General features: G+C 40.0%; 20 protein-coding genes. 19 read left to right on the top strand and 1 reads right to left on the bottom strand.

Features of this window, described 5'->3' with window-relative positions; translation table 11 throughout:
- The first annotated feature begins 5 nt into the window (after positions 1–5).
- The 8 genes from SMIDD28_RS08850 (at position 6) to SMIDD28_RS08815 (ending at position 5,924) form a co-directional block, all read left to right on the top strand.
- Positions 6–845: a carbohydrate ABC transporter permease gene (locus tag SMIDD28_RS08850; RefSeq protein WP_001192010.1), complete on the top strand. Its 840-nt coding sequence runs from the start codon at positions 6–8 to the stop codon at positions 843–845.
- 125 nt (positions 846–970) lie between these two features.
- On the top strand, positions 971–1,423 hold the full coding sequence (locus SMIDD28_RS08845; protein WP_061425652.1) for a NanQ anomerase/TabA/YiaL family protein: 453 nt from the start codon (positions 971–973) through the stop codon (positions 1,421–1,423).
- Between the two features lie 135 nt (positions 1,424–1,558).
- Positions 1,559–2,203: a YesL family protein gene (locus SMIDD28_RS08840; protein WP_061425651.1), complete on the top strand. Its 645-nt coding sequence runs from the start codon at positions 1,559–1,561 to the stop codon at positions 2,201–2,203.
- A 173-nt stretch (positions 2,204–2,376) separates the two neighbouring features.
- A complete protein-coding gene (locus SMIDD28_RS08835; RefSeq protein WP_061425650.1) occupies positions 2,377–3,294 on the top strand; it encodes a dihydrodipicolinate synthase family protein in 918 nt (305 codons plus the stop codon).
- 17 nt (positions 3,295–3,311) lie between these two features.
- Positions 3,312–4,196: an ROK family protein gene (locus SMIDD28_RS08830; protein WP_061425649.1), complete on the top strand. Its 885-nt coding sequence runs from the start codon at positions 3,312–3,314 to the stop codon at positions 4,194–4,196.
- 347 nt (positions 4,197–4,543) lie between these two features.
- On the top strand, positions 4,544–4,972 hold the full coding sequence (locus tag SMIDD28_RS08825) for a GNAT family N-acetyltransferase (RefSeq protein WP_061425648.1): 429 nt from the start codon (positions 4,544–4,546) through the stop codon (positions 4,970–4,972).
- Between the two features lie 324 nt (positions 4,973–5,296).
- Positions 5,297–5,584, top strand: a complete 288-nt coding sequence (locus SMIDD28_RS08820; protein ID WP_061425647.1) for a type II toxin-antitoxin system RelB/ParD family antitoxin — start codon at positions 5,297–5,299, stop codon at positions 5,582–5,584.
- Positions 5,574–5,924, top strand: coding sequence for a type II toxin-antitoxin system RelE/ParE family toxin (locus tag SMIDD28_RS08815; protein WP_061425646.1), 351 nt, complete (start codon positions 5,574–5,576; stop codon positions 5,922–5,924). Before SMIDD28_RS08820 ends, SMIDD28_RS08815 begins: the two co-directional genes overlap by 11 nt.
- Positions 5,925–5,985: 61 nt before the next feature.
- On the opposite strand, the gene SMIDD28_RS08810 is transcribed toward SMIDD28_RS08815, so the two are convergent.
- Complete coding sequence (locus tag SMIDD28_RS08810; protein WP_061425645.1) at positions 5,986–6,837, bottom strand: MurR/RpiR family transcriptional regulator; 852 nt, start codon at positions 6,835–6,837, stop codon at positions 5,986–5,988.
- A gap of 191 nt (positions 6,838–7,028) precedes the next feature.
- Here SMIDD28_RS08810 and pbp2b point away from each other — a divergent pair, with 191 nt between their 5' ends.
- The 11 genes from pbp2b (at position 7,029) to SMIDD28_RS08755 (ending at position 18,307) form a co-directional block, all read left to right on the top strand.
- Entirely contained in the window at positions 7,029–9,086 is a 2,058-nt protein-coding gene (pbp2b, locus tag SMIDD28_RS08805; RefSeq protein ID WP_081103274.1) for a penicillin-binding protein PBP2B, read from the top strand.
- A gap of 10 nt (positions 9,087–9,096) precedes the next feature.
- Positions 9,097–9,693 carry a recombination mediator RecR gene (recR, locus tag SMIDD28_RS08800; RefSeq protein ID WP_049548134.1) on the top strand — a complete coding sequence of 199 codons (597 nt, stop codon included), beginning with the start codon at positions 9,097–9,099 and terminating at the stop codon, positions 9,691–9,693.
- Between the two features lie 175 nt (positions 9,694–9,868).
- Positions 9,869–10,912, top strand: coding sequence for a D-alanine--D-alanine ligase (locus SMIDD28_RS08795; RefSeq protein ID WP_061425643.1), 1,044 nt, complete (start codon positions 9,869–9,871; stop codon positions 10,910–10,912).
- An 84-nt stretch (positions 10,913–10,996) separates the two neighbouring features.
- On the top strand, positions 10,997–12,370 hold the full coding sequence (locus SMIDD28_RS08790; protein WP_061425642.1) for a UDP-N-acetylmuramoyl-tripeptide--D-alanyl-D-alanine ligase: 1,374 nt from the start codon (positions 10,997–10,999) through the stop codon (positions 12,368–12,370).
- A 94-nt stretch (positions 12,371–12,464) separates the two neighbouring features.
- The gene (locus SMIDD28_RS08785; protein WP_061425641.1) at positions 12,465–13,169 is read left to right on the top strand and encodes a YwaF family protein; all 705 of its coding nucleotides are present in this window, start codon (positions 12,465–12,467) and stop codon (positions 13,167–13,169) included.
- Between the two features lie 218 nt (positions 13,170–13,387).
- Complete coding sequence (gene ftsA, locus SMIDD28_RS08780; protein WP_050294730.1) at positions 13,388–14,761, top strand: cell division protein FtsA; 1,374 nt, start codon at positions 13,388–13,390, stop codon at positions 14,759–14,761.
- A gap of 16 nt (positions 14,762–14,777) precedes the next feature.
- Complete coding sequence (ftsZ, locus tag SMIDD28_RS08775) at positions 14,778–16,037, top strand: cell division protein FtsZ (protein ID WP_000144270.1); 1,260 nt, start codon at positions 14,778–14,780, stop codon at positions 16,035–16,037.
- 4 nt (positions 16,038–16,041) lie between these two features.
- Positions 16,042–16,713, top strand: a complete 672-nt coding sequence (locus tag SMIDD28_RS08770; RefSeq protein ID WP_061425640.1) for a YggS family pyridoxal phosphate-dependent enzyme — start codon at positions 16,042–16,044, stop codon at positions 16,711–16,713.
- A gap of 9 nt (positions 16,714–16,722) precedes the next feature.
- Positions 16,723–17,262 carry a cell division protein SepF gene (locus SMIDD28_RS08765; protein ID WP_061425639.1) on the top strand — a complete coding sequence of 180 codons (540 nt, stop codon included), beginning with the start codon at positions 16,723–16,725 and terminating at the stop codon, positions 17,260–17,262.
- A complete protein-coding gene (locus tag SMIDD28_RS08760) occupies positions 17,262–17,525 on the top strand; it encodes a YggT family protein (RefSeq protein WP_061425638.1) in 264 nt (87 codons plus the stop codon). The genes SMIDD28_RS08765 and SMIDD28_RS08760 overlap by 1 nt, the downstream gene beginning before the upstream one ends.
- Positions 17,522–18,307, top strand: coding sequence for a YlmH family RNA-binding protein (locus tag SMIDD28_RS08755; RefSeq protein ID WP_061425637.1), 786 nt, complete (start codon positions 17,522–17,524; stop codon positions 18,305–18,307). The genes SMIDD28_RS08760 and SMIDD28_RS08755 overlap by 4 nt, the downstream gene beginning before the upstream one ends.
- Positions 18,308–18,312 lie beyond the last annotated feature (5 nt).

Below are 18,312 nucleotides of genomic sequence, written 5' to 3'. Positions count from 1 at the left end.
CAGCTATGCAATCTACAGAAAAAAAACCATTAACAGCCTTTACTGTTATTTCAACAATCATTTTGCTCTTGTTGACTGTGCTGTTCATCTTTCCATTCTACTGGATTTTGACAGGGGCATTCAAATCACAACCTGATACAATCGTTATTCCTCCTCAGTGGTTCCCTAAAATGCCGACCATGGAAAACTTCCAACAACTCATGGTGCAAAACCCTGCTATGCAGTGGATGTGGAACTCTGTGTTTATCTCGCTGGTAACCATGTTCTTAGTCTGTGCGACCTCTTCTCTAGCAGGTTATGTATTGGCTAAAAAACGTTTCTATGGTCAACGTATCCTCTTTGCCATCTTCATCGCTGCTATGGCGCTTCCAAAACAAGTTGTCCTTGTGCCATTGGTACGTATCGTCAACTTCATGGGAATTCATGATACACTTTGGGCAGTTATCTTGCCTTTGATTGGATGGCCATTTGGGGTTTTCCTCATGAAACAATTCAGTGAAAATATCCCTACAGAGTTGCTTGAATCAGCTAAAATCGACGGTTGTGGTGAGATTCGTACCTTCTGGAGCGTAGCCTTCCCGATTGTGAAACCAGGGTTTGCAGCCCTTGCAATCTTCACCTTCATCAATACTTGGAACGACTACTTCATGCAATTGGTAATGTTGACTTCACGTCAAAACTTGACCATCTCACTTGGGGTTGCGACCATGCAGGCTGAAATGGCAACCAACTATGGTTTGATCATGGCAGGAGCTGCCCTTGCAGCAGTGCCAATCGTAACAGTCTTCCTTGTCTTCCAAAAATCCTTCACACAAGGTATTACTATGGGAGCGGTCAAAGGATAAGAAACGATTTCTTTTACAGTATCAATTGGCTATTGCTAGCACTATCTAAAAGCCTCCGACAGTAAATGACACTGTTGGAGGTGTTAGTTTTAGTCGCTTAATGACGATTTTTAAAGGAGAAAATAATGATTTTTGACGATTTGAAAAATATTAGCTTCTATAAAGGGATTCATCCCAATCTTGACAAGGCAATTGATTATCTTTATGAACATCGTAAAGATTCATTCGAGTTAGGAAAATATGAGATTGATGGTGACAAGGTCTTTCTAGTTGTTCAAGAAAATGTCCTAAATAAAGCTGAAAATGATCAGTTTGAACATCACAAGAACTATGCAGACTTGCATTTGTTGGTAGAAGGGCATGAATATTCGAGCTACGGCTCACGTATCAAAGACGAGGCAGTAGCATTTGACGAAGCAAGTGATATTGGCTTTGTTCATTGTCATGAACACTACCCACTCTTGTTGGGTTATCACAATTTTGCGATTTTCTTCCCAGGAGAGCCACATCAACCAAATGGTTATGCAGGTATGGAAGATCAAGTTCGCAAGTATTTGTTTAAAATTTTAATTGATTAGAATGATCAGCAGAGATAGCTGATGACTATCTTATTAAGTACTTTTGAAAATTGAGTTTAAGAGTTGAATCTTATCACTATCTAAATCGAGTTGATTTAGATAGTGATAGAAATGAAATGATAGGGGGAGTAAAAGATGTCACAAAAAGGAAGAAGTCTCATCAAGGCTGCATTTGATACAGATAATTTTCTAATGCGAATTAGTGAGAAGGTTTTAGATATTGTAACAGTCAATCTTCTCTTTGTAGTAACTTGTTTGCCAATCGTAACGATTGGGGTAGCCAAAATTAGTCTCTATCAGACGATGTTTGAAGTCAAGCAAAGTAGACGTGTTCCAGTTTTTAGAACCTATCTAAGAGTTTTCAGGCAAAATCTGAAACTAGGTTTTCAGTTGGGGATATTAGAATTAGGAATTGTATTTCTAACTCTTTCAGATCTCTATCTTTTCTGGGGTCAAACAGCTCTACCCTTCCAATTGGTGAAAGCCATTTGTCTAGGCATTCTTATCTTCCTCACTATTGTGATGTTGGCTAGTTACCCTATTGCGGCACGTTATGACCTATCTTGGAAAGAAATTCTTCAAAAAGGATTGATGTTGGCTAGTTTTAACGCTCCTTGGTTTATCTTGATGATCGTAATTATCTTTTTGATTTTGATGATTCTATATCTATCAGCCTTTACCCTTCTATTGGGAGGATCAGCTTTTATTCTCTTTGGTTTTGGACTTCTTGCTTTTTTACAAGTAGGAGTGATGGAAAAGCTATTTGCTAAGTATGAGTAAGGGTTGCAATTATTTCTGAAACTACTTTCAAACGTTCCAAACGCTATTCTATAAGCGAGAAACTAAAATCTAAGTGTCTATAAGATATTGAAAGCCTTTTCGGTAAAGTGTATACTAAAGAAGTAAAGAAAGAATCTGCTTTAGCAGAAAATAAAAATAATAGGAGAAAATCTATGTCAGATTTGAAAAAATACGAAGGTGTCATTCCAGCCTTCTACGCATGTTATGATGAACAAGGAGAAGTAAGTCCAGAACGTACGCGTGCCTTAGTTCAATACTTCATTGATAAAGGTGTTCAAGGTCTTTATGTCAATGGTTCTTCTGGTGAATGTATCTACCAAAGCGTAGCAGATCGCAAGTTGATTTTGGAAGAAGTCATGGCAGTTGCTAAAGGTAAATTGACCATCATTGCTCATGTTGCCTGCAACAATACTAAAGACAGTATGGAACTAGCTCGCCATGCAGAAAGCTTGGGTGTAGATGCCATTGCAACAATTCCACCAATTTACTTCCGCTTGCCAGAATACTCAGTTGCTAAATATTGGAATGATATCAGTTCTGCAGCTCCAAACACAGACTACGTGATTTATAACATTCCTCAATTGGCAGGGGTTGCTTTGACTCCAAGCCTTTACACAGAAATGTTGAAAAATCCTCGTGTTATCGGTGTGAAGAACTCTTCTATGCCAGTTCAAGATATCCAAACCTTTGTGAGCCTTGGTGGGGAAGACCATATCGTCTTTAATGGTCCAGATGAACAGTTCCTAGGTGGTCGCCTCATGGGTGCCAAAGCTGGTATCGGTGGTACTTATGGTGCTATGCCAGAACTCTTCTTGAAACTCAATCAATTGATTGCTGACAAAGACTTGGAAACAGCGCGTGAATTACAATACGCTATCAACGCTATCATTGGTAAACTCACTGCTGCACATGGAAATATGTACGGTGTCATCAAAGAAGTTTTGAAGATCAATGAAGGCTTGAATATTGGTTCTGTACGTTCACCATTGACACCAGTGACTGAAGACGATCGTCCAGTTGTAGAAGCAGCTGCAGCCTTGATTCGTGAAACCAAGGAGCGCTTCCTCTAATCCATAAGGAGGTATTTATGACACACTACGTTGCAATTGATATTGGTGGAACCAACATCAAGTATGGCTTGGTTGATCAAGAAGGCCAACTTCTTGAATCACATGAAATGCCAACAGAGGCGCATAAGGGTGGACCTCATATCTTACAAAAGACCAAAGATATCGTAGCCAGCTATTTAGAAAAAGGCCCAGTAGCAGGTGTTGCTATTTCTTCTGCAGGAATGGTGGATCCAGATAAGGGTGAGATTTTCTATGCTGGGCCTCAAATCCCTAACTACGCAGGAACCCAGTTCAAGAAGGAAATCGAGACTAGCTTTGCTATTCCTTGTGAGATTGAAAATGATGTTAACTGTGCAGGTCTGGCTGAGGCAGTATCTGGTTCAGGCAAGGGAGCGAGTGTCACCCTTTGCTTGACTATTGGAACAGGTATCGGTGGTTGCTTGATTATGGATGGGAAGGTTTTCCATGGATTTAGCAATTCGGCCTGCGAAGTCGGGTATATGCATATGCAGGATGGGGCTTTCCAAGACTTGGCTTCTACAACAGCTTTAGTGAAATATGTAGCTGAAGCACATGGAGAAGAAGTTGACCAGTGGAATGGCCGACGTATCTTTAAGGAAGCCACTGAAGGCAATAAACTCTGCATGGAAGGTATTGACCGCATGGTAGACTATCTAGGAAAAGGTCTGGCAAATATTTGCTATGTGGCCAATCCAGAAGTGGTCATTCTAGGTGGCGGTATCATGGGACAAGAAGCTATTCTCAAGCCTAAAATTCGAAAAGCTTTGAAGGAAGCTCTAGTACCAAGTTTGGCTGATAAGACGAGATTAGAATTTGCCCATCATCAGAATACAGCAGGGATGTTGGGTGCTTATTATCACTTTAAAACAAAACAATCCTAGTTTGGAATTATAGAATTAAGCAGAACACTTAATCACTACTTGAGTGAAAAATGTTTTGCTTAATTCTTTTTTTGATGATGGAAAAACTGTCAAGGTATATGAAAAGTAGCGGAAAGACCATTATGCGATCTTGCTTCATTTGTATGAGAAAGTCAATGAGAAATTAGAAAAAACGAACGATAGGAGCAGAGTTCCTATCATCGAAGAATATATGAGAGGAGATTCCCTTTAAGATAGTCTTAGAAGACGGCGCAAGCTCTCTAAATACTAAAGCTAAGCCAAGAAGAAAAAATGATATAATGAGATGGACGAGAAATTGACAAATTGGAATTTATGGAGATGATGAAATGATTAGGAAATATTCTGACAGTGATATAGATGCAGTAATGCAAATATGGTTAATTACGAATATTCAGGCACATAGTTTTATGTCTCCTGATTACTGGAAAAACAATTTTGATGTGGTAAAAGAAATGCTACCGCTTGCAGAAATATATGCGCATGAAATTGACAGTACAAACGGGATAGATGGATTTATTGGATTAAATGACGACTATATTGAAGGAATCTTTATAAAAGAGGCAGGACAGTCAAAGGGAGCCGGAAAACAGCTATTGGATCATGTGAAGAAAGTCAAGCCCACTCTAAGATTAAACGTTTATCAAAAAAATAAGCGAGCAATTCAATTTTACCTGCGAGAGGAATTTAGCATCCAATCTGAAAGTTTAGATAGTAATACGGGAGAAAAAGAATTGATAATGGTATGGAGTCGTTAAATCTCAGCTTGTCGAAGCAAAATAATTAAATAAAATTAGAGAAAGGAAGTAAAAGCAAATAGCTGATACTTCCTTTTTTGTTGTCAAACATTCAAAAACGAAAAGGAGGATTTATGGAAGAACTGAAAAACACGATTAGAATTTGCCTATCACCAAAATATCGTAGGTATGTTGTATGTTTATTTTCATTGGGTATCAAGACAAAATAATCCTAGTTTGTTTCAGCCAAACTAGGATTTTCTAATCAAATCCTCTTGACTTTATTTATAATCGTGAGATAATAAATAAAATACATAAATAAAATACATAAAGGAATTATATAAAATGTCTATAGCGAATTCAAATAAAATTGTGACCTTCCAAGCTAATAGAGAATTGGTAAATGATGCCATGGAAGTGTTAAAAGAACAAAATCTCTCTCTTTCATCGGCACTTAGATTATTCTTAAAGAATGTTGTCGTAACAAATGAAGTAGATTTACTGAGTGAAGAGGAATTAGAGAAGGAGTATTTGTTTAGGCAATTACAAGCAGAAGTTCAAGAAAGTTATGCCAAGATTGAGGCTGGAAATTACTTGACAGATGAGGATGTCGTGACATGCTATGGATTATAAAAAATATAGGATTTTGTATTCTCCTAGAGTGATTGATAGTCTGGATAAAATATATCAGTATATAGCGGAGGAAATCGGTTCTGTAGAGGCTGCGAGACGAAAAGTGGCGAGTATCAGAAAAGATATTAATCATCTAGAAATTTTCCCCCAAGCTGGATTTGATGCCGATGAAAAATTTGGTAAGAAATTAGACCCTCGCTACCAAACGCGAGGATTGACCTTGAGTAAGGATTACATCGTATTATATACAATTGTTGAGGATACCGTCAGACTTGCTTATTTACTCCCTTCAAAAAGTGATTACATGAAATTATTTAAGACTAAGTCAAGATACGACTGATTCATAATCTTGAAGAGGTATGTTTAGTGATGAATAAAAATCCTAGTTTGGCTCAGCCAAACTAGGATTTTCTGACACGTTTTTGTCTACGATAGCCGTTGAGTTTCTTATTTTCCCAGTAGCTATTAAAGATTTTTTCCTTGCTTTCGCGATTGATTTCTAAAAAATAGGCATAAATCAAATCGATAAAGAAGAGCATAGGAAGTTGAGCGGATATTCGTTGGATATAGGAAGGCTGGCTGTGGGTGGCTACAAGAACAGTCTCTGTGTAGACCTGACTATCTTTATTGGGAACACTTGAAAAGAGTACCGTCTTTGCCCCCATCTCCTTGGCATCTAATAAACTGTCTAAAATAGAGGGAGTTGTGCCAGAAAGTGAGAAACCAAGTACGAGACAATTTTCATCCATAATGCTGGTTGTCCAAGCAAAGCCGTCTTGATCGGTCAAGGCCTCGCAGACCACACCCAGACGCATGAAGCGCAATTTCATTTCACGAGCGACAAGGCCAGAACTCCCTGTTCCGAAGAAGTAGACACGCTCAGCATCTTCGATTAATTGGGCAATTCGTTCTAGTTGGACTTCGTCAATCAAGTCTTGTGTTTGTTCCCTCATATTGCTATAGCTTCTGAGGACTCGTTTGGTCAGTGGACTGTGCTTGGAGACTTGGTTGGCTTGATTTTCTGCCTGATGTTGGTATTGGAAAATGAATTCTCGATAGCCAGTAAAGCCACACTTTTTAGCAAAGCGAGTTAGTGCAGCCTGAGAGATATGTAATTTTTGAGTGACCTGTTGGGAAGATAAATCATCTGTAATCGTTTCAGCTTGCAAAAAATAGCGAGCGATTTCTTGCTCTAGGTCTGTCATTTCTTCAAAATGTGAATCAATGACAGTTGCGATATCTGGTTTGTCCATAGGGAAGGCTCCTTTAAATGAGTCGTGTTGGAAAAAGACTAGATTATTGAACTTTTACATTCATTATAACATATAATATAGGGATGAATAAATAAAAACGTATCTTACCTTAAAAACGAAAAAAGCTTCTTTCTTTTCCATAATTTTCTGCTCAAATTATGGTACAATTAAGAGTAAGATTTTAAATAGAAATGAGACTGATTTGTATGAGAAAATTTAATAGCCATTCGATTCCGATTCGGCTTAATTTATTGTTTTCAATTGTCATTTTACTTTTTCTGACTATTATTGGTCGTTTGTTGTATATGCAGGTTCTGAACAAGGATTTTTACGAAAAAAAGCTAGCCTCAGCTAGTCAGACCAAGGTTACAACCAGTTCCGCTCGTGGGGAGATTTATGATGCTAGTGGCAAACCTTTGGTAGAAAATACGTTAAAGCAGGTTGTTTCCTTTACGCGTAGCAATAAAATGACGGCTAAAGATCTAAAAGAAATCGCTAGTCAGTTACTGGGATATGTGAGCATCACTTCGCCAAATTTGACAGAACGCCAGCTGGCTGATTACTATTTGGCTGATCCTGAAATCTATAAAAAAACAGTGGAAGCTCTCCCAAGTGAGAAACGCTTGGATTCAGATGGCAATCGCCTATCCGAATCAGAACTGTATAACAATGCGGTCGATAGTGTCCCAACAAGTCAACTAAACTATACAGAGGATGAAAAGAAAGAAATCTATCTTTTTAGTCAGTTAAATGCTGTTGGAAACTTTGCGACAGGAACCATTGCGACAGATCCTCTAAATGATTCTCAGGTGGCTGTTATTGCCTCTATTTCAAAGGAGATGCCTGGCATTAGTATTTCTACTTCTTGGGATCGAAAGATTTTGGAAACTTCCCTTTCTTCTATAGTAGGGAGTGTATCCAGTGAAAAAGCCGGTCTCCCAGCGGAAGAAGCAGAAGCCTATCTTAAAAAGGGCTATTCTCTAAATGACCGTGTTGGAACCTCCTATTTGGAAAAGCAATATGAAGAGACCTTACAAGGAAAACGCTCGGTAAAAGAAATCCATCTGGATAAATATGGCAATATGGAAAGCGTGGACACAATTGAGGAAGGTAGTAAGGGAAACAATATCAAACTGACCATTGATTTGGCCTTCCAAGATAGCGTGGATGCTTTGCTGAAAAGTTATTTCAATTCCGAGCTAGGAAATGGTGGAGCCAAGTATTCTGAGGGTGTGTATGCAGTCGCCCTTAACCCCAAAACAGGTGCTGTTTTGTCTATGTCAGGACTCAAACATGACCTGAAAACGGGAGAGTTGACTCCTGATTCCTTGGGAACGGTAACCAATGTCTTTATCCCAGGTTCGGTTGTTAAGGCCGCTACCATCAGCTCAGGTTGGGAAAATGGTGTTTTATCAGGAAACCAAACCTTAACAGATCAGCCTATTGTTTTCCAAGGTTCAGCTCCAATTTATTCTTGGTATAAATTGGCATATGGATCTTTTCCTATTACAGCTGTGGAAGCCTTGGAGTATTCATCTAATGCTTACGTGGTTCAAACCGCTCTTGGAATCATGGGCCAGACCTATCAACCAAATATGTTTGTTGGAACCAGCAATTTGGAAACAGCTATGGGAAAACTTCGTTCGACATTTGCTGAATATGGTCTTGGAGCCTCAACAGGCATTGACCTTCCAAATGAATCTACTGGATTTGTTCCCAAAGAGTATAGCTTTGCTAATTACATCACCAATGCCTTTGGGCAGTTTGATAACTATACGCCCATGCAGTTGGCTCAGTATGTAGCAACTATTGCAAATGATGGTGTTCGTGTGGCTCCTCGTATTGTTGAAGGTATTTATGGAAATAATGATAAGGGTGGCCTTGGGGAATTAATCCAAGCAATAGATACCAAGGAAATCAACAAGGTCAATATTTCTGAATCAGATATGGCAATCTTGCACCAAGGATTTTACCAAGTATCGCATGGAACTAGTCCCCTTACGACAGGACGGGCGTTTTCAGATGGCGCCACTGTTTCTATCAGTGGTAAGACCGGTACAGCTGAAAGCTATGTAGCTGGTGGTCAAGAAGCTAATAATACCAATGCCGTGGCCTATGCTCCAACAGAAAATCCTCAAATTGCAGTTGCAGTAGTCTTTCCTCATAATACCAATTTAACCAAAAATGTTGGGCCAGCAATTGCTCGCGACATTATCAATTTATATAACCAACACCATCCAATGAATTAGAAAGGAACATATGCTTTATCCAACACCTATTGCTAAGTTGATTGACAGTTATTCCAAACTTCCTGGTATTGGGATTAAGACAGCAACCCGTCTAGCCTTTTATACTATTGGAATGCCGGATGATGATGTCAATGAATTTGCAAAAAATCTCCTTTCTGCTAAGAGAGAATTGACCTACTGTTCTATTTGTGGACGTTTGACAGACGACGATCCTTGCTCTATCTGTACCGATCCAAGTCGTGACCAGACAACGATTTTGGTGCTAGAGGATAGTAGGGATGTGGCGGCCATGGAGAACATTCAAGAATACCACGGGCTCTATCATGTCTTACATGGTCTTATTTCTCCCATGAATGGTATCAGTCCAGATGATATCAATCTCAAGAGCCTCATGACTCGTCTGATGGATAGTGAGGTTTCAGAAGTAATCGTAGCAACCAATGCCACAGCAGATGGGGAAGCGACTTCCATGTATCTTTCCCGCTTACTCAAGCCAGCTGGTATCAAGGTCACTCGCCTGGCACGAGGTCTCGCTGTGGGAGCAGATATCGAGTATGCGGACGAAGTGACCCTCTTACGGGCTATTGAAAATCGAACAGAGTTGTAAGTGTAGACAAATTTACGAACTCCATTCATTTATAAAAAATCAAGGAGGCTGAAAATCGTTCCTATCGGCCTCTTTTTGTATAGTGTGATGAGTAGGATCAGGTTCAAGTTTTAAAAAAACAAGCAAATATGATATACTAAAGAGCGAGTATTCTAGTAGAATTAGGACAAATAATATGAAACAAACGATTATTCTTTTATATGGTGGACGGAGTGCGGAACGCGAAGTCTCTGTCCTTTCAGCGGAAAGTGTCATGCGTGCGGTCAATTACGGCCGTTTCACAGTTAAGACTTTCTTTATCAGTCAGTCAGGTGACTTTATCAAAACGCAGGAATTTAGTCAGACTCCAGGTCAAGAGGACCGTCTCATGACCAATGCGACCATTGATTGGGATAAGAAAGTTGTACCAAGTGCTATATACGAAGAGGGAGCAGTGGTATTCCCAGTTCTTCACGGTCCGATGGGAGAAGATGGCTCTGTTCAAGGATTCCTTGAAGTTTTGAAAATGCCTTATGTTGGTTGCAACATCTTGTCATCTAGCCTTGCAATGGACAAAATCACGACTAAGCGTGTGTTAGAATCTGCTGGTATTGCCCAAGTTCCTTATGTGGCTATCGTTGAAGGGGATGATGTGACTGCTAAAATCGCTGAAGTGGAAGAAAAATTGACTTATCCAGTCTTCACTAAGCCGTCAAACATGGGTTCTAGTGTCGGTATTTCTAAATCTGAAAATCAAGAAGAACTCCGTCAAGCCTTGAAACTTGCCTTCCGATATGACAGTCGTGTCTTGGTAGAGCAAGGGGTAAATGCTCGTGAAATCGAGGTTGGTCTACTGGGCAACTACGATGTCAAAAGCACCCTTCCAGGGGAAGTAGTCAAGGATGTTGCCTTTTATGACTACGATGCCAAGTATATTGACAACAAGATTACTATGGATATCCCAGCTAAAATCAGTGATGATGTAGTAGCTGTCATGCGCCAAAATGCAGAAACAGCCTTCCGTGCCATTGGTGGGCTCGGTCTATCTCGTTGTGATTTCTTCTATACAGATAAGGGAGAGATTTTCCTAAACGAGCTTAATACCATGCCAGGTTTCACCCAGTGGTCTATGTACCCACTACTTTGGGACAATATGGGAATCAGCTATCCAGAACTAATCGAGCGTTTGGTTGACCTTGCCAAGGAAAGTTTTGACAAGCGCGAAGCGCATTTGCTATAGAAATGAAAGAGAGGGTAGAAGCCAGAACCATCACTGTAAGGTGATCAGAGTTCTCGGACTTCAACCCTTTTTAAAGGAGTAGAAATGAAATTAACAATCCATGAAGTGGCTCAAGTTGTAGGAGCTAAAAATGATATCAGCATTTTTGAGGATACCCAGTTAGAGAAGGCTGAGTTTGACAGTCGTTTGATTGAGGAAGGGGACTTGTTTGTGCCCCTTAAAGGTGTGCGTGATGGTCATGACTTTATCCAAACAGCTTTTGAAAATGGTGCTTCTGTAACCCTGTCTGAGAAAGAAGTTGCAAATCATCCCTACATTCTAGTTGATGATGTGTTGACTGCCTTTCAACAACTAGCTGCCTACTATCTTGAGAAAACAGCTGTTGATGTCTTTGCAGTTACGGGTTCAAATGGTAAGACGACGACCAAGGATATGTTAGCGCACTTGCTATCAACAACCTACAAAACCTACAAAACACAAGGCAACTATAATAACGAGATTGGTCTTCCTTACACAGTTCTCCATATGCCTGAAGGAACAGAAAAGTTGGTCTTGGAGATGGGACAGGATCACTTGGGAGATATTCATCTCTTGTCAGAATTGGCTCGTCCAAAAACAGCCATCGTGACCTTGGTTGGAGAAGCACATTTGGCCTTTTTCAAAGACCGTTCAGAGATTGCTAAAGGAAAAATGCAAATTGCAGACGGGATGGCATCTGGTTCCTTGCTTTTAGCTCCGGCTGACACTATTGTAGAGGACTACTTGCCAGCTGATAAAAAGGTGGTTCGTTTTGGGCAAGGAGCAGAGCTGGAAGTTACCGATTTGGTTGAGCGCAAGGATAGTCTGACCTTTAAGGCTAATTTCTTGGAACAATCCCTTGATTTGCCAGTGACTGGTAAGTACAATGCCACTAATGCTATGATTGCGTCCTATGTTGCCCTACAAGAAGGAGTTTCAGAGGAGCAGATTCGTCAGGCCTTCCAAGATCTTGAATTGACGCGTAACCGTACCGAGTGGAAGAAAGCAACCAATGGAGCAGATATCCTATCAGATGTGTATAATGCCAATCCAACTGCTATGAAGCTGATTTTAGAGACTTTCTCTGCCATTCCAGCCAATGAAGGTGGCAAGAAAATTGCAGTGTTGGCGGATATGAAGGAACTTGGTAACCAGTCTATTCAGCTTCATAATCAGATGATTTTGAGCCTTTCGCCAGATGTGCTGGATACCGTGATTTTCTATGGAGAAGACATTGCTGAATTAGCCCAACTTGCCAGTCAAATGTTCCCAATTGGCCACGTTTTCTACTTCAAGAAAACAGAAGACCAAGACCAATTTGAAAACCTAGTCAAGCAGGTCAAGGAAAGTCTAGGAGCTAATGACCAAATCTTGCTCAAAGGCTCTAACTCTATGAACCTAGCCAAGTTGGTAGAAAGTTTAGAAAATGAAGACAAGTGATTTTGTTAAACATTTACGTATTTCTAAATCCATTTTTGACAAATAGCATGGTATAATAATATGCAGGAAAATTTTGAATCATGAGGAATACTAGATGAATTTATGGGATATTTTCTTTACGACCCAAGCAACAGAGCCACCCAAGTTTGATCTTTATTGGTATGTCAGTATATTTACACTCTTGGCCTTGACCTTTTATACAGCCTATCGCTATCGTGAAAAGAAGGCTTGCCAACGATTTTTCCAAATCTTGCAGGCGGTTCAGTTGATCCTCCTTTATGGTTGGTACTGGGTCAATCATATGCCACTGTCAGAAAGCTTACCCTTTTACCATTGCCGTATGGCTATGTTTGTGGTGCTTTTGCTTCCTGGTCAGTCTAAATATAGGCAGTATTTTGCATTGCTAGGAACATTTGGGACATTAGCAGCCTTTGTTTATCCAGTGCCAGATGCCTATCCTTTCCCGCATATTGCGATTTTGTCCTTTATCTTTGGGCATTTAGCACTCTTGGGGAACTCTCTAGTTTATCTATTGAGACAGTATAATGCGCGATTACTGGATGTGAAGGGAATTTTTCTCATGACCTTTGGACTAAATGCCTTGATTTTTGTGGTCAATTTAGTAACAGGTGGAGATTACGGATTCCTGACAAAACCACCATTGGTTGGAGACCATGGCTTAGTAGCTAATTATTTAATCGTTTCTCTGGCCTTGTCGGCAGCCATTACTTTGACCAAGAAAATCTTGGAACTATTTTTAGCACAAGAAGCAGAAAAAATGACTGCAAAGAAAGCTTAGAAATGAGCTTTCTTTTTTCATAAATCTGATTTTTTATAATTTGTTTGGAAAATAAAAAAAGTTGATGAGCAAAAGTGAAAAAATAGCAAGTAAATTTAGGAAAAAACTAAGCACAATTAGATTTTTTGTGTTATAATATTCTGTGAATAGCTATGCCTATGTTTAGCTATGGAATAATACGAAGTGCGAAACTTGGAAGATAGAGAGGATGCGATGTAATGGCTAGAGAAGGCTTTTTTACAGGTCTAGATATTGGAACAAGCTCTGTCAAGGTGCTTGTAGCCGAGCAGAGAAATGGTGAATTAAATGTAATTGGCGTGAGTAATGCCAAAAGTAAAGGTGTAAAGGATGGAATTATTGTTGATATTGATGCAGCAGCAACTGCTATCAAATCAGCTATTTCCCAAGCGGAAGAAAAGGCAGGTATTTCGATTAAATCAGTGAATGTCGGCTTGCCTGGTAATCTTCTGCAGGTAGAACCAACTCAGGGGATGATTCCAGTAACATCTGATACCAAGGAAATTACGGATCAAGATGTTGAAAATGTTGTCAAATCAGCTTTGACAAAGAGTATGACACCTGACCGTGAAGTCATTACCTTTATTCCTGAAGAATTTATTGTGGATGGTTTCCAAGGAATTCGTGACCCACGTGGCATGATGGGGGTTCGCCTTGAAATGCGTGGCTTGCTTTATACAGGCCCTCGTACTATCTTGCACAATTTGCGTAAGACGGTTGAGCGTGCAGGTGTTCAGGTTGAAAATATTATCATTTCGCCACTAGCAATGGTTCAATCAGTTTTGAATGAAGGTGAACGTGAATTTGGTGCTACAGTGATTGATATGGGGGCAGGTCAAACGACTGTCGCTACAATCCGTAACCAAGAACTTCAGTTCACCAATATTCTCCAAGAAGGCGGAGATTACGTAACTAAGGATATCTCTAAAGTCTTGAAAACTTCTCAGAAGTTGGCTGAAGGTTTGAAATTGAACTATGGAGAGGCTTATCCTCCTCTTGCAAGTAAAGAAACCTTCCAAGTAGAGGTTATTGGGGAAGTAGAACCTGTTGAAGTGACAGAAGATTACTTGTCAGAGATTATTTCTGCACGAATCAAGCATATCTTTGAACAAATCAAACAAGATCTAGAAAGAAGACATTTATTGGATCTTCCTGGTGGAATTGTTTTGATCGGTGGAAATGCTATTTTACCAGGTATGGTGGAATTGGCTCAAGAAGTCTTTGGTGTCCGTGTGAAACTCTATGTTCCAAACCAAGTTGGTATTCGCAATCCAGCCTTTGCGCATGTGATTAGTTTATCAGAATTTGCTGGACAATTGACAGAAGTCAATCTTTTGGCTCAAAGAGCAGTCAAGGGTGAAGTTGCTCTGACTCATCAACCAATTAGTTTTGGGGGAATGATTCAGAAAACAGCTCAGTTTGTACAATCAACGCCTGTTCAACCAGCTCCTGCTCCAGAAGTAGAGCCGGTGGCGCCTACAGAACCAATGGCGGATTTCCAACAGGCTTCACAAAATAAACCGAAATTAGCAGATCGTTTCCGTGGCTTGATCGGAAGCATGTTTGACGAATAAAGAGGAAAAATAAATTATGACATTTTCATTTGATACAGCTGCTGCTCAAGGTGCAGTGATTAAGGTAATTGGTGTCGGTGGAGGTGGTGGCAATGCCATCAACCGTATGGTCGACGAAGGTGTTACAGGCGTAGAATTTATCGCAGCAAACACAGATGTACAAGCATTGAGTAGTACAAAAGCTGAGACTGTTATTCAGTTGGGACCTAAATTGACTCGTGGTTTGGGTGCAGGAGGTCAACCTGAGGTTGGTCGTAAAGCTGCTGAAGAAAGCGAAGAAACACTGACGGAAGCTATCAGTGGCGCAGATATGGTTTTCATCACTGCTGGTATGGGAGGAGGCTCTGGAACTGGAGCTGCTCCTGTTATTGCTCGTATCGCCAAAGATTTAGGTGCTCTTACAGTTGGTGTTGTGACACGTCCTTTCGGTTTTGAAGGAAGCAAACGTGGACAATTTGCTGTTGAAGGAATCAATCAACTACGTGAGCATGTAGATACTCTATTGATTATCTCAAACAACAACTTGCTTGAAATTGTTGATAAGAAAACACCGCTCTTGGAGGCTCTTAGCGAAGCGGATAACGTTCTTCGTCAAGGTGTTCAAGGAATTACCGATTTGATTACTAATCCAGGATTGATTAACCTTGACTTTGCCGATGTGAAAACGGTAATGGCAAATAAAGGGAATGCTCTTATGGGTATTGGTATCGGTAGTGGAGAAGAACGTGTTGTTGAAGCAGCACGTAAGGCAATTTACTCTCCACTTCTTGAAACAACAATTGATGGAGCAGAAGATGTGATTGTCAACGTAACTGGTGGTCTCGACTTAACCTTGATTGAGGCAGAAGAGGCTTCACAAATTGTGAACCAAGCAGCAGGTCAAGGAGTGAACATCTGGCTCGGTACTTCAATTGATGAAAGTATGCGTGATGAAATTCGTGTAACAGTTGTTGCAACAGGTGTTCGTCAAGACCGCGTAGAAAAGGTTGTGGCTCCACAAGCTAGACCTGCTACTAACTACCGTGAGACAGTAAAACCAGCTCATTCACATAGCTTTGATCGTCATTTTGATATGGCAGAAACAGCTGAATTGCCAAAACAAAATCCACGTCGTTTGGAACCAACTCAAGCATCTGCTTTTGGTGATTGGGATCTTCGCCGTGAGTCTATTGTTCGTACAACAGATTCAGTCGTTTCTCCAGTTGAACGCTTTGAAGCCCCAACTTCGCAAGATGAAGATGAATTGGATACACCTCCATTTTTCAAAAATCGTTAAGTAAATGAATGTAAAAGAAAATACAGAACTTGTTTTTCGAGAAGTTGCAGAGGCTAGTCTGAGTGCTCATCGAGAGAGTGGATCAGTTTCTGTTATTGCAGTTACCAAGTATGTAGATGTACCGACAGCGGAAGCCTTGCTTCCGCTAGGTGTTCATCATATCGGTGAAAATCGTGTCGATAAGTTTCTGGAAAAATATGAAGCTTTAAAAGATCGAGATGTGACTTGGCATTTGATTGGTACCTTGCAAAGACGTAAGGTGAAAGATGTCATTCAATACGTTGATTATTTCCATGCCTTGGATTCCGTCAAGCTAGCAGAGGAAATACAAAAAAGAAGTGACCGAGTCATCAAGTGTTTCCTTCAAGTAAATATTTCTAAAGAAGAAAGCAAACATGGTTTTTCGAGAGAGGAACTGCTGGAAATCTTGCCAGAGTTAGCCAGACTAGATAAGATTGAATATGTTGGTTTGATGACGATGGCACCTTTTGAGGCTAGCAGTGAGCAGTTGAAAGAAATTTTCAAGGCGACTCAAGATTTACAAAGAGAAATCCAAGAAAAACAAATTCCAAATATGCCTATGACCGAGTTAAGTATGGGAATGAGTCGTGATTATAAAGAAGCGATTCAATTCGGTTCCACCTTTGTTCGTATAGGTACAGCATTTTTTAAGTAGGAGAGAACCATGTCTTTAAAAGATAGATTCGATAGATTTATAGATTATTTTACGGAGGATGAGGATTCAAGTCTCCCTTATGAAAAAAGAGATGAGCCTGTGTTAACTCCAGTAAATTCTTCACAGGAACCAGCTCTCCCGATCACTCAAACTCCACAATCAGCTGGAACAAAGGAGAACAATATCACCAGACTGCATGCACGTCAACAGGAATTGGCAAATCAGAGCCAGCGTGCAACGGATAAGGTCATTATAGATGTTCGTTATCCTAGAAAATATGAAGATGCAACAGAAATTGTTGATTTATTGGCAGGCAACGAAAGTATCTTGATTGATTTTCAATATATGACTGAAGTGCAGGCTCGTCGTTGTTTGGACTATTTGGATGGGGCTTGTCATGTTTTAGCTGGAAATCTGAAAAAAGTGGCTTCTACCATGTATTTGTTGACACCAGTGAATGTCATTGTCAATGTAGAAGATATTCGCTTGCCAGATGAAGACCAAAATGGTGAGTTCGGTTTTGATATGAAGCGAAATAGAGTACGATAATGATTTTTTTAATTCGTATGATTTATAATGCAGTGGATATTTACTCCCTGATTTTGCTAGCCTTTGCTGTCATGTCTTGGTTTCCAGGCGCCTACGAATCAAGTTTGGGTTGTTGGATTGTAGCATTGGTAAAACCAGTGCTTGCTCCTTTGCAACGCCTGCCTTTACAGATAGCAGGTCTTGATTTATCTGTTTGGGTTGCGATTGTTTTGGTTCGATTTTTAGGAGAAAACCTAGTCCGTTTTCTGGCGATGATAGGATGAATAAAGGGATTTACCAGCATTTCTCCATAGAAGATCGTCCCTTTCTTGACAAGGGAATGGAATGGATAAGGAAGGTAGAAGATAGCTATGCTCCTTTTTTAACTCCTTTTATCAATCCTCATCAGGAGAAGCTATTAAAGATTTTGGCCAAAACCTATGGTCTTGCTTGTAGCAGTAGTGGGGAATTTGTCTCGAGTGAGTATGTTCGAGTTTTATTATACCCAGATTATTTCCAGCCAGAGTTTTCAGATTTTGAAATATCTCTCCAAGAAATTGTGTATTCCAATAAATTTGAACACTTAACGCATGCTAAGATTTTAGGGACAGTCATCAATCAATTAGGGATTGAACGGAAACTTTTTGGAGATATCCTAGTAGATGAAGAACGGGCGCAGATTATGATTAATCAGCAGTTTCTTCTTCTCTTTCAAGATGGATTAAAGAAAATTGGCCGTATACCCGTTTCGCTGGAGGAACGTCCTTTCACCGAGAAAATAGATAAGATAGAGCAGTACCGAGAGCTGGATTTATCTGTGTCTAGTTTTAGATTAGATGTTCTTTTATCAAATGTTTTGAAACTATCTAGGAATCAAGCAAACCAGTTGATTGAAAAGAAACTTGTCCAAGTAAATTATCATGTGGTAGACAAATCGGATTATACTGTTCAAGTCGGAGACTTGATTAGTGTGAGAAAATTTGGTCGCTTGAGATTACTTCAAGATAAGGGACAAACGAAAAAAGAGAAGAAAAAAATAACCGTCCAGTTATTATTAAGTAAGTGAGGAAT

This window comes from Streptococcus mitis, from assembly GCF_001579045.1.
GTDB classification, from domain to species: Bacteria; Bacillota; Bacilli; order Lactobacillales; family Streptococcaceae; genus Streptococcus; species Streptococcus mitis_D.
This window is presented reverse-complemented; position numbering and strand designations above follow the sequence as displayed.